Genomic DNA, 11,640 nt, shown 5'->3' with positions numbered 1-11,640 from the left:
TGTTTTTCTCATCGTATCACGGTCTCACGCCGTCTCAAATAGAAAAATGAAAACAAATTTTGAAAAGAGTTAAAAAAAGGATAGATGGTGAATGAAATTCCATCTTTTTGGAATTTACCGAAATAATAAAGCGAGGCGGAAACAAAATCCGTTATAATGAGAGGGTAGCTAGACAAATATGGTTTCGGACGATGGAGGCTATCCTGTGATTGATTTTGTGAAGCAATTGACCAATGATCAGGCACGACGATTGAAAACCTATAAGAAACAAGTCGAACGCATCAACGCGTACGAAGAAACGATGCGCGCCTTAGACGATGAGGCGCTTCGCCAGTACGCGCTCGAACTGAAACAGCGGCTCACGGACGGTGCGGACGTCCGCGCCATCACGGAGGAAGGGTTCGCCCTCGTCCGCGAGGCATCCGTCCGGACGATCGGGCTCCGTCATTATGACGTCCAGCTCATCGGCGGTCTCGCGCTGCTCGAAGGAAATATCGCCGAGATGCCGACCGGGGAAGGGAAGACGCTCGTCGCGGCTCTCCCGGCGTTCGTCAAGGCGCTCGAAGGGAAAGGCGTCCATGTCATCACGGTAAACGACTATTTGGCGATGCGTGACGCCGAACAGATCGGCAAAATCCATACGTTTCTCGGGCTCACGGTCGGACTGAACGTCCCGGAGATGGAGCTTGCTGACAAACAGGCGGCGTATGCGGCCGACATTACATACGGGGTCGGGACCGAGTTCGGGTTCGACTATCTTCGAGACCACTTGGTCGGCTCGCCGGAAGAACGGGTCCAGCGTCCGTTCCATTTCGCGCTGCTCGATGAAGTCGACAGCGTCTTGATCGACGAGGCGAAGACGCCGCTCATCATCGCCCAGAAGGACGAGTCGCACGTCCGCTTGAAACGTCTCGCCCAAACCGTGTTCGGCCAATTGACGGAAGACGACTATACGGTCGACCTCGAGGCGCGCGCCGTCATGTTCTCGGACAAAGGTATCGAGAAAATCGAGGCGTTGTTCTCGGTCGATAACTTGTTTTCCGCCGAGCACCACGTCCTGTATCACTACATGATGCAGGCGCTCCGGGCGAACGTGTTGTTCGAGCGGGACGTCGACTATATCGTCCAAGAAGGCAAAATCGAGTTGATCGACTTGTTCACGGGTCGGGTCATGGAAGGCCGGAGCTTGTCGGAAGGCCTCCATCAGGCGCTCGAGGCGAAAGAACAGATCGACATCACCGAAGAGAACAAGACGACGGCCGAGATTACGATTCAACACTACTTCCGGATGTATCCGCTCCTCGGCGGCATGACCGGGACGGCGCAGACGTCACGTGAAGAGTTCATGAAGACGTATCAGATGGACGTCGTTCAAGTGCCGACGAACCGGCCGAAGCAGCGCCAAGACCTGCCGGACCGCGTCTTCGACACGGTCGCCCATAAATATGCGGCGGTCGGCCAAGAAGTCGCGGCCATCCACGCGACGGGACAACCGATTTTGATCGGGACGACCTCGATTGCCCAGTCGGAGGCCGTCAGCGAACAGCTCGAGCGACAAGGCATCGCGCATGAACTGTTGAACGCGAAGACGGTCGCCCAAGAAGCCGAGATTATCGCCGAGGCGGGACGGCTCGGTCACGTGACGATCGCGACGAACATGGCCGGACGCGGGACCGACATCGTCTTAGACGAGACGGCACGCGAACGCGGCGGCTTATATGTCATCGGGACGGAACGGCACGAATCGCTCCGCGTCGACAATCAGCTCCGTGGACGGTCGGGACGTCAAGGCGACCCGGGCATGTCACGTTTCTTCGTCTCGCTCGAGGATGATCTCGTCAAGCGGTACGCCGCCGAGCGGTTGAAACGTGTCGAGCACAAACTGACGCCGGACGAACACGGGGAAGTCCGCCATAAAGAAGCGGGCGACATCATCGAATACGCCCAGACGACGATCGAAGGCGTCGGCGTGTCGGTCCGTGACTACATGTTCAAGCTCGACGATGTCTTGAACGAGCAGCGCCGCATCATCTATACGATTCGCGACGAGGCGGTCGACGCCAATGCGACGGCCATCTTGAACAACGTGCTCGCGATGATGCGCCTCGCGCTCAACGAGACGCTCGACCGTCATATCGCGGCCGATCTCGTCCCGGAAGAGTGGGCGACGGACGCGCTCATCGAGGACTATCTCTATTTGACACAACAGGCGCCGACGTGGGATGACACGGTCGGGGACAAAGACGAGTTGAAACAAGCGGTCGCCCCATGGATCGACGGCATCGTCGCGACGGCAGAACAGCGCATCGAGGGCTACCCGGAAGTCATCGCCTTCGCGCGGCAACAACTGCTCAGTCACCTTGATATCCGCTGGACGAACCATTTGACGACGATGAACGCCTTGAAAGAAGGCATCGGGCTCCGCAGTTATGGCCAGGAAGACCCGAGCCGTCAGTTCGGCAAGGAAGGGCTCGAGATTTTCCAAGAGACGTATCTCGATATCGCCCGCGACGTGACGATTCAACTGTGCCAGCTAGATCTATACTTTGCGCAACGGGAAGAGGAGGGGCTGTGACATGTTCGGACTATTGAAACGAAAGAAAATCGAGACGATCATCCGCCAAGACGACGAGCGGGCGCTCCGCCTCGTGTTCGATGAAGGGATGGACATCTCGAAAGAAGATGAGTACGTGTTCCGCTATCATGCGACGACGCTGCCGCCGCTCGCGGACAACCAGTTGTCGATCGAGTTGCTCAGTGCGACGAAGAACCCGGGCGGTCTGTCTGTGGTCGCCTTGTTCCGCAACACGGTCGCGACCGAGTTCTCGCTCGACGAGATCCCGGTGCTCTTGTTGAACGAACGCCGCGAACCGCTCGGCCAAAAGATGCTCAGCCGGATGGACTTGCCGTCGTTCGAGGCGATGACGAGTAAGCCGGTCTATCTCGACTTCTTCGAGGAGGAACTGTTCACCGATGTCGACGCTCTCGACACCGAGTCGCTCCAACTCGCCTTCCAAATGAACCCGACGGCACCGCTCCAAGACATCTCCGACGCCGAACGGGACGCGTTTCCTGACGTGGCGTGGCATCGCCTGAAGCGGATGAACGTCCTCAGCCGTCCGGTCGCCGAAGGGCAGTTTGATCTATTGCTCGTCCATCTCGACGTGACCGACACGGAAATCGGTGCCTCGCTTCTCGTCCGGAACGGGTACCCGGAACAGGCGCTCCAAATCCCGCGCCTCCCGCTCGAGTTGATGCAGCGGGACGAGGTCGTCGGCCGGGCCGACGCCACGCTCAACGAACCGATTTTACCGAAACATGACTATCCGCTCCACGTCCGCTTCAAACGGCCAGAAGGAGACAGCGACGGACCGATCTCGATTCGAATCCGTTCATGACGAAATGACCATCCCTGACACGTGTCGGGGATGGTTTTTTAGGTCCAACAGACTACTTGTGCGAAGTCTAGCCTCTGAACAAGTTCGGCTAAAAAATCGCTTGAAGTGAAGTCGTCTGTTCCGGTAGATCATACCGTTTCATACCTTTTCCATGTTCTCGGAAAGTCGTCTACAACCAGACCTTTCTTTACCAAATTTTTAAGGAAATAGGACATAGGATTCATTAAAATGAGAGTCCGGCTATGGTATATTTAGTCCGCAATGCACACCACATGAATGGGGAGAAAAATCATGTCTAAATTTACGAAGATGGCCATTGCTACGTCGCTCATCGTCCCAACGCTCATCCCGCTCCAACACGCATCAGCTGCTGACGAGGATGTCGTCAAACTGCGCTTCTTGGAGACGACCGACTTACATACGAACATCACGAACTACGACTACTTCCAGGACAAGATCGACAACACGATCGGCTTGACGAAAGTGGCGACGTTGATTCAGCAACATCGCATGGAAGCCGGCAAACCGAACACGTTCCTATTCGATAACGGGGATACGATTCAAGGGACGCCGTTCGGTGATTACATCCGTGAACAGCATCAGAAGACGCCAGGTACGTTCGAACATCCGATGTACAAAGCGATGTCGGCGCTCGAGTTCGATGCGGTCACACTCGGGAACCACGAGTTCAACTTCGGACTCCAGTTCTTGTATGACGCGATGCAAGGCTCAAAAGGCAAGCTCCGCTTCGTCAACTCGAACGTGAAAGACTTGTCGGGTGAGCCGATCGTCTCGAAATATAACGAGGATGGACAAGAAGTCCAAATCATCGAACGCCAAGTCGTCGACGCGGACGGCGAGACGCACACGATCAAAGTCGGTGTCTTCGGGGTCGTCCCGCCGAAAATCATGTCGTGGGACTCAGGCAACCTCCAAGGCAAGGTGACAGCGGATGATATCATCCCGTCGGCACGTGAGGCGGTCGCGAAATTGAAAGAGCAAGGAGCCGACGTCGTTGTCGCGCTCGCGCACTCAGGCATTGGGGAAAGTGCGACGCTCGCCGATCAACAAGAAGACGGGGAAGAGAACGTCGGCTACGCGCTCACGAAAATCGAAGGGCTCGACATGGTCATGACCGGTCACCAACATGGCCGCTTCCCGGACGCGAAAGGCATGTTCGCCACGTTCCCGAACGTGAACATGGATAAAGGGACGATCAACGGCAAGCCGGTCGTCATGGCAAACAACCAAGGGAAAGACCTCGGGGTCATCGACCTCGACCTCGAGCTCGTCGATGGCAAATGGCAAGTACTCGATGCGAACGCGAAACTCGATACGGTCACGGCCGACACACCGGTCGATGCGACGATTCAGGCGCTCATCGATACGGAGCATAAGGCGACGATCGAATACATCAACCGTTCAGTCGGGGAGATTCAAGACGATATCCAAAGCTACTTCGCGCTCGTCCGTGACGATTCGTCGGTCCAGTTCGTGACGAACGCGCAGAAATGGTACGTCGAGAAAGAACTCGCGACAAACCCGGAACTCGCGGCGTATAAAGAACTCCCACTTCTCTCGGCCGGAGCACCGTTCAAAGCCGGTAACCGTCAATTGACGGACGCCAGCTATTACACGAACATCCCGAAAGGCTCGATCGCATTGAAAAACGTGGCCGACTTGTACGTCTATCCGAACACGCTCGAAGTCGTCAAAGTGACGGGCGCGGACGTGATGGACTGGCTCGAGATGTCAGCCGGGGCGTACAAACAAGTCTCAGACGAGAACGACGAGTTGCTCAACTTGGAGTTCCGCAGCTATAACTTCGATATCCTTGACGGCCTCACGTATGAGATCGATGTCACGGGTCCAGCCAAGTTCGATGCGGGCGGGAAGTTGATCAACGACAAGGCGAACCGCGTCAAGAACGTCGAGTATAACGGCAAACCGATCACGCTCGACCAGGAGTTCCTCGTCGCGACGAACAACTATCGGGCCGGCTCGACGTCGTTCCCTGGGCTCGGTGGTGGGAAGAACATCGTCTACCGTTCGGCTTACGAGACACGGAACGTGATCTCGGACTATATCGTCAATAGCGCTGGCAGCGTCGACTACAAAGCGGACGACAACTGGAAGATCGTCGCCGATGCGAAACGAATCGCGAAATTCGAGACGGCCGACGCCGGCAAACAGTACGTCGACTTGTATGAAGGCATCGAAGCGACCGAGACGACACGTCCGGACGCGGCGAACCGCTTATTCCGCACGTACACGATCGAACTCGATCAAGCGGCAGTTGAGATCGCTCTCACGGTGAACACGATCAAACCGGGTGCGAAAGTAGTGACTGGTACGACGACACCGAACGCGACGGTCACGTTGAAAGACGGTGACAAAGTGCTCGCGACAGCGAAAGCGGACAAAGACGGCGCGTATACGCTCGTGACGAAACCGCTCAAACTTCGTCAGTCACTTACCATCGTCTCTGAACTCGATGGGGCGACCGTGACGGAAACGAAAGTCGTCGGAGCTGGCTTCGTCGGCACACCGGCGCTCGCCTCGAAGTTGACGTACGCCAACACGAACGTCATCTCTGGGAAAGTGACGCCGGAGACGAAGTTGACGCTCAAGCGTGACGGCAAGACGATCGCCTACGCGACGTCGGACAAAAACGGATCGTTCGAATTCACGAAACGCGCCGGCTTCATCTACGGGGACTATGAAGTCATCGCTAAAGATGTGACCGGAAAAGTCGTCAAAGCGAAGGCGTTCACGTTCAAGAAAGCGGCCATCGCGACACCGAAGAACACGAAAGGCGTGAAGGTCGGAACGAAAGCGCTCATCGGGAAAACGACACCGGGTGCCGTCGTCGTATTGAAAGACGCGAAAGGCAAACAAGTCGCCAAAGTGAAAGCGAGCTGGGCCGGAACGTATACGTTCACATTCAAAAAAGGTCTTGCTAAAGGAAGCTACGCGGTCATCGCGAGCGACTACACAGGTGCAGGTGCGAAACAAGCGAAGTTCGCATTGAAATAAGCGATTCAACCGAGACGGCGTCCCAACAGGGCGCCGTTTTTGCGCGCTCGAAAAAGTGTCAAAAAAGTGAACGAAACCTCTTACGAAAAAAGGGGAACTGCTGTATAATCAATCACGTAAGCGTTTACATTATATGTGTAAAACAACGGGATTCATTTTTTCGGGGCCGGTGGGGACCGGCTACATACGTTCAAAAGGGGACAGCACACATGATTACATTCTTTATTGCCTTGGCGATTCTATTCGTCGGGTACAAAGTGTACGGCAGCTACGTCGAGAAGACGTTCGGTATCAAGGAAGAGCGGACGACACCTGCCTACGCGTCACAGGACGGCATCGACTACGTGCCGATGGGGAAAAAACGGAACTCGATGATTCAACTGTTGAACATCGCCGGAGTCGGCCCGATCTTTGGCCCGATCATGGGGGCGCTCTACGGACCGGTCGCGTTCCTGTGGATCGTCTTCGGATCGATTTTCGCGGGCGCTGTGCACGACTATTTGACGGGCATGATCTCACTTCGGAACAACGGGGCGCACTTGCCGCAACTCGCCGAGAAGTTCCTCGGCCGCTCGCTCCGCCACGTCGTCAACGGTTTTGCCCTGCTTCTTTTGCTCTTGGTCGGGACGGTGTTCGTCACGTCGCCGAGTAACATGATCAACAACTTGTTCGACGGCAACGCGACGACGCTCACGATCGTCATCTTCGCCGTGTTCGCCTACTACATCTTGGCGACATTGCTCCCGGTCGATAAAATCATCGGGCGCATCTACCCGTTCTTTGGGGCGCTTCTCATGATCAGCGCCATCGGGATCGCCGTCAGCCTGTTCGCGCAAGGCTACAAGATTCCAGAGATGACACTCACGAACATGCATCCGGACGGCTTGCCGATCTGGCCGCTCCTCTTCTTCACGATCTCGTGTGGAGCGCTCTCAGGCTTCCACGCCACGCAGTCGCCAATCATCTCGCGGACGACGATGAAAGAGAGCAACGGCCGTGAAATCTTCTACGGCATGATGATTGTCGAAGCGGTCATCGCCATGATTTGGGCCGGGGCCGCCATGGCCATCTTCGAGCCAGGCGAATTGCTCGGATTGATTCAAACGGGTACGCCGGCACTTGTCGTCCAAGAAGTGGCGACACTCATGCTCGGCAGCATCGGCGGCACGCTCGCCATCCTCGGCGTCATCGTCTTGCCGATCACGTCAGGCGACACGGCGTTCCGTAGCGCTCGGATGATCATCGCCGACTATATGAAAGTCGCGCAGAAGAAGTTCTCGTCACGCCTGTGGATCGCGCTCCCGCTCTTCGCGATCTCATACGTGCTCACGAACATGGACTTCCAGATGCTCTGGCAATACTTCAACTGGGCCAACCAGACGACGGCTGTCATCGCCTTGTTCGTCGGGGCGATGTACCTCTACATCAAAGGGCGCAACCACTATATCGCGCTCATCCCGGGCACGTTCATGTTGTACGCCGTCTGGTTCTACATTTTGACGGCACCGATCGGCTTCAAGATGGATGGGGTCATCCCGTACGTCATCGCCACGATTGGGACGATCACGCTGCTCGTCTTGTTCCACATGCGCGCCAAAGCGATGCGGGCACAAAATATGGAATGTGACGTTCCAGTGAAGGAAGTCGCATAATCCACAGACATGGGTCGCTTCGGCCCATGTTTTTGTTTGCAACAAAATCGGGAAATGACCATACTAGAGGAATAGATTTGAAAGGTGGGACCTGAATGGATCAAGAGAAGCTAAAAGACATGCTCCATGCCGACACGCTCGGGGAAGAGATTGCGAGCGCCATCACCCATGGCCTCGGGGTCATCTTCAGCATCGTCGCGCTCGTCTTGCTCGTGAACACGGCGACCGAGACGGGGAGCACGTGGAACGTCATCGCCGTGAGCGTGTTCGGGGTATCGATGATTTTGCTGTACCTCTTCTCGACGCTCATGCATGCGATTCCGCATCCACGGGCGAAGCGCGTGCTCCAAGTGTTCGACCATGCCGGGATCTACTTCTTGATTGCGGGTAGCTATACGCCGTTCGCGCTCGTATCACTCCACGGGAAGCTCGGCTGGATGTTGTTCGGAATCGTCTGGGGTGTCGCGATTCTCGGTATCATCTGGAAGCTGTTCTCGACCGGGAAGTACATGTGGGTATCGAACGTGACGTATCTCGCGCTAGGCTGGATTTGTATCATCGTCGTGCGCCCGCTGTACGAATCCATCGGACATAACGGGTTCATGTTGCTCCTCGCCGGAGGAATCGCCTATTCGGTCGGGATCGTCTTTTACATGTGGCAGAAACTGCCGTTCAACCACGCGATTTGGCATATGTTCGTCCTAGCTGGAAGTGTGCTCGTTTTCCTCAGTATTTTGCTCTATGTGGCACCGAATACGAGCCTGTAAAACAGACGTCCCACGGGGCGTCTGTTTTTTTCTAAATCTAAGGAAATGAATCGGTGAAAACGATTACAAAATTACAGACGAATGGACGTTTGTATGTCATAATAATTTCAGACATCGTCATAGAGATAGATGGGTGTAAACGTAAGGGGGAAAATCAGATGGAAAAAGTGTTGCGCGATGGATTTATCTACATGTCTCAAAACAAAACACTCAACAGTTTGGCTAAAAAATACGGGCTTCGATTCGGGGCTTCGCGCTTTGTGGCGGGGGAAGATTTCAAGACGTCGGTGCCGACGATTCGTGAGTTGAACGCGAAAGGATTATCGGTCACGGTCGACCACTTAGGGGAATTCATCACGACGGTCGCAGAAGCGAACGAAAACCGGGATGAAATCGTTCGTGCCATCGAAATCATGGCGGAAGAGAAGCTTGACGCGTACATGTCGCTCAAGCTGACGTCGCTCGGATTCGATATCTCGGACGAGTTGATCGAAGACAATATGCGTCAAATCTTGACGACGGCGAAAGAAGTCGGTGTGTTCGTTGCCATCGATATGGAAGACGAGGCACGCTGCGAGAAAACGCTCGACTTGTTCAAGAAATTGAAAACGGACTTTGAGGGCCTGGGGACGGTCATCCAGTCATACTTGTACCGCTCGGAAGATGACATCAATCATCTCGCGCCGCTCAAACCGAATCTTCGTATCGTCAAAGGGGCTTACAAGGAACCGGCGACGGTCGCTTTCCCGGAGAAAGAAGACGTCGACCACAACTACTTGAAGCTCGTCAAACTCCATCTGGCGAACGGGAACTACGCCTCTATCGCAACACATGACGACCACATGATCGATGCGGTCATCGAACATGTGAAACTGAACAACATCCCACTCGACCAGTTCGAGTTCCAAATGCTGTACGGCATCCGGGTCGAGCGTCAACTCGAGCTCGTCCGTCAAGGCTATAAAGTCCGTGTCTACGTGCCATACGGCCGTGACTGGTACGGCTACTTCATGCGCCGCCTCGCAGAACGTCCGGCGAACGTCGCGTTCGTTTTAAAAGGGATGGTCAAGAGATGAGAAAAGCACGAACGTCCGTCGAGGGCGTTCGTGCTTTTTTGATGTGTTCTCTATTATTTGATGTGGTCAATTCAAGGCGCGTTTTTTTAAGAAATTGTGTCACGATTCAGCGTTTGACGCTTCTTCATCTTTTTCTACCCAAAAATCGGGACCGATTTGATCGGACAGCCAAAAGAAAAGCTCTTGCTCGTATTCTGGGTTCACATCTTGCAAGGCGCCTGGTGTAAACAGATACTGTTTATTTTGAATGAACGCGTCTCGGATGTAATCGGTCATATGATATGGACCATACCCATAGGAAGTATTTATGTCAGGCGAAGGATTTTCTTCCATACGAATATACATATGTGTTTGCGCTAAAAATGTAAACATTCTCGCGAGGGCAAGATAGCCTTCGGCGTTGCCGACAAAATTGACGCCAGCCTCGTTCAAACTGACTTCTATCTTGGCATCATGGTCAAAGTGAGGGTCGAACTCTAAAATGTCTTCATTGTATTCTTCATCGTTATGCTGACTTGTCATCGACGGGCCTCCATTTTTACTTGTTAGTATTAGTATACATTGGGGATGACATAGAGTGTCGGTCGTTTTCAGTGTCAGGGAAATGCGTCCGTCGACGCCTTGACTCACGCAGGAAAGCAATCCAGCGAAGACCCCGCCGTGCCGGGAACGGCGCGAGGAGGCTTCGGGATTGCCTGCTGAAAGCATGGGCGCCGAAAGGACGCATTGAATATAAAAAGAAGACTCAGCTACAAACTGAGCCTTCCCAAATCATCCGTTGATGACCGTACCACCGTTGACGTGCATGACCTGTCCGCTGACGTACGTCGAGTCGTCACTTGCGAGATAGACGTAAGCCGGAGCGAGTTCCGCTGGTTGGCCCGGACGTTTCATCTCAGCCGAGTCACCGAACGAGGCGACTTTTTCCGCTGAGAACGTCGCTGGGATGAGCGGTGTCCAAATCGGACCTGGTGCGACGCCGTTGACGCGAATCTTCTTCTCGGCCAAGTTCTTGGCGAGCGAACGCGTGAACGCCGTGATTGCACCTTTCGTCGATGCGTAGTCGATCAATTGATCGTTACCTTCGTACGCTGTGATCGACGTCGTGTTGATGATGCTTGCGCCTTCGTTCAAGTACGGGAGGGCGGCTTTCGTCAAATAGAACATGCTGAAGATGTTCGTCCGGAACGTCTGCTCGAGCTGGTCGTCCGAGATATCGAGGAGCGACTCCTGCGGATGTTGCTCGGCTGCGTTATTGACGAGGATGTCCAAATGGCCGAACGTCTCGAGTGTCTGTTTGACGACGTCTTGACAGAAAGCCGAGTCGCCGAGGTCACCTTGCAGCAATAGACAAGCTTGACCGAGTTCTTCGATGCGTTCTTTCGTCGCCTCGGCGTCCTCGAGCTCGTTTTGGTCTTTATAGACGATGACCGTATTCGCGCCTTCGTGGGCGAAGAAGATGGCGACCGATTTCCCGATGCCGGAGTCACCGCCCGTGATGATGGCGACTTTATCTTTCAGTTTATCGCTTCCTTTATATCCTTTACGTTCATAGATCGGGTACGGCTCCATCTTCGAATCGATTCCCGGTTGATGGGCTTGTTCTTGACCGTCTTTCTTGAACGATTCAAAATCCTGTCGGTTCCCCATTGTGTTTAAACGATTATCACTCATGAATACATTCCCCTTTCTAAAATTGACTCTTTGTGTC

Annotated in this window: 8 protein-coding genes; 6 read left to right on the top strand and 2 right to left on the bottom strand. The window is 54.4% G+C overall.

Features of this window, described 5'->3' with window-relative positions:
• The first annotated feature begins 205 nt into the window (after nt 1-205).
• The 6 genes from secA2 (at nt 206) to KNP78_RS01940 (ending at nt 9,929) form a co-directional block, all read left to right on the top strand.
• A complete protein-coding gene (secA2, locus tag KNP78_RS01965) occupies nt 206-2,575 on the top strand; it encodes an accessory Sec system translocase SecA2 (RefSeq protein ID WP_214823189.1) in 2,370 nt (789 codons plus the stop codon).
• 1 nt (nt 2,576) lies between these two features.
• Nucleotides 2,577-3,398: an SLAP domain-containing protein gene (locus KNP78_RS01960; protein WP_214823188.1), complete on the top strand. Its 822-nt coding sequence runs from the start codon at nt 2,577-2,579 to the stop codon at nt 3,396-3,398.
• 291 nt (nt 3,399-3,689) lie between these two features.
• Nucleotides 3,690-6,434 (top strand): bifunctional 2',3'-cyclic-nucleotide 2'-phosphodiesterase/3'-nucleotidase, encoded by a 2,745-nt coding sequence (locus KNP78_RS01955; RefSeq protein ID WP_214823187.1) that lies wholly within the window; start codon nt 3,690-3,692, stop codon nt 6,432-6,434.
• Nucleotides 6,435-6,643: 209 nt separating this feature from the next.
• Nucleotides 6,644-8,086, top strand: a complete 1,443-nt coding sequence (locus tag KNP78_RS01950) for a carbon starvation CstA family protein (RefSeq protein ID WP_034778488.1) — start codon at nt 6,644-6,646, stop codon at nt 8,084-8,086.
• Nucleotides 8,087-8,181: 95 nt separating this feature from the next.
• Nucleotides 8,182-8,853, top strand: a complete 672-nt coding sequence (gene trhA, locus KNP78_RS01945) for a PAQR family membrane homeostasis protein TrhA (protein WP_034778486.1) — start codon at nt 8,182-8,184, stop codon at nt 8,851-8,853.
• A 158-nt stretch (nt 8,854-9,011) separates the two neighbouring features.
• The gene (locus KNP78_RS01940) at nt 9,012-9,929 is read left to right on the top strand and encodes a proline dehydrogenase family protein (RefSeq protein ID WP_214823186.1); all 918 of its coding nucleotides are present in this window, start codon (nt 9,012-9,014) and stop codon (nt 9,927-9,929) included.
• A gap of 99 nt (nt 9,930-10,028) precedes the next feature.
• Here KNP78_RS01940 and KNP78_RS01935 read toward each other — a convergent pair whose 3' ends face one another.
• Both KNP78_RS01935 and KNP78_RS01930 read right to left on the bottom strand, forming a co-directional pair.
• Nucleotides 10,029-10,451, bottom strand: coding sequence for a hypothetical protein (locus KNP78_RS01935; RefSeq protein WP_214823185.1), 423 nt, complete (start codon nt 10,449-10,451; stop codon nt 10,029-10,031).
• A gap of 249 nt (nt 10,452-10,700) precedes the next feature.
• On the bottom strand, nt 10,701-11,603 hold the full coding sequence (locus KNP78_RS01930) for an SDR family oxidoreductase (protein ID WP_371743398.1): 903 nt from the start codon (nt 11,601-11,603) through the stop codon (nt 10,701-10,703).
• Between the last annotated feature and the right edge of the window lie 37 nt (nt 11,604-11,640).

It is taken from the genome of Exiguobacterium sp. s28, assembly GCF_018618135.1.
GTDB lineage: Bacteria > Bacillota > Bacilli > Exiguobacteriales > Exiguobacteriaceae > Exiguobacterium > Exiguobacterium mexicanum_A.
This window is presented reverse-complemented; position numbering and strand designations above follow the sequence as displayed.

Excerpts from the sequence above, each read along its gene's own strand:
- KNP78_RS01940 (WP_214823186.1), top strand. The coding sequence starts at position 9,012 with ATGGAAAAAGTGTTGCGCGATGGATTTATCTACATGTCTCAAAACAAA.
- KNP78_RS01955 (WP_214823187.1), top strand. The coding sequence starts at position 3,690 with ATGTCTAAATTTACGAAGATGGCCATTGCTACGTCGCTCATCGTCCCA.
- KNP78_RS01930 (WP_371743398.1), bottom strand. The coding sequence starts at position 11,603 with ATGAGTGATAATCGTTTAAACACAATGGGGAACCGACAGGATTTTGAA.
- trhA (WP_034778486.1), top strand. The coding sequence starts at position 8,182 with ATGGATCAAGAGAAGCTAAAAGACATGCTCCATGCCGACACGCTCGGG.
- KNP78_RS01950 (WP_034778488.1), top strand. The coding sequence starts at position 6,644 with ATGATTACATTCTTTATTGCCTTGGCGATTCTATTCGTCGGGTACAAA.
- KNP78_RS01960 (WP_214823188.1), top strand. The coding sequence starts at position 2,577 with ATGTTCGGACTATTGAAACGAAAGAAAATCGAGACGATCATCCGCCAA.
- KNP78_RS01935 (WP_214823185.1), bottom strand. The coding sequence starts at position 10,451 with ATGACAAGTCAGCATAACGATGAAGAATACAATGAAGACATTTTAGAG.